General features: G+C 31.9%; 1 protein-coding gene. It reads right to left on the reverse strand.

What is annotated here, in order from left to right; genetic code table 11:
- On the reverse strand, window positions 1–385 hold a 385-nt coding region (locus ACYVRH_RS14805; protein ID WP_461257620.1), incomplete at its 3' end, for a DNA methyltransferase.
- Between the last annotated feature and the right edge of the window lie 29 nt (window positions 386–414).

The raw sequence follows: 414 nt of genomic DNA on the forward strand, positions 1-414 counted from the left end.
GCTTAAAAAGGCGGGCAACAATTCCCGAGCCGCTAAAAACATCAAAAATAATTAATTTATTTTTATTTAGACGTTTTTGGACAATTTGTATTCCTTTGGCGATAAATTTTAAAAGAGAACGTTTATTTCCAATATAAGTGATAACCTGCTCTGTAAGGTACTTCTCATCTTCATGCAATGTGTCCAAATTCTCAATATTTTGCGGTAATTTTGACATTAATCTTTTTTTTGCTAAATCACAATATGATTTTTCAATTTCAATTCCAATAAATGATCTGTTATTTAACATACAGGCAACTCCTGTAGTTCCACTGCCGCAAAACGGATCAAGTACAATGTCATTTTTATTTGTCGATGCAAGTACAATTCGTTTTAATAAATCCAACGGCTTTTGAGTCGGATGCTTTCCATATT

This window comes from Treponema sp. R80B11-R83G3, assembly GCF_054786115.1.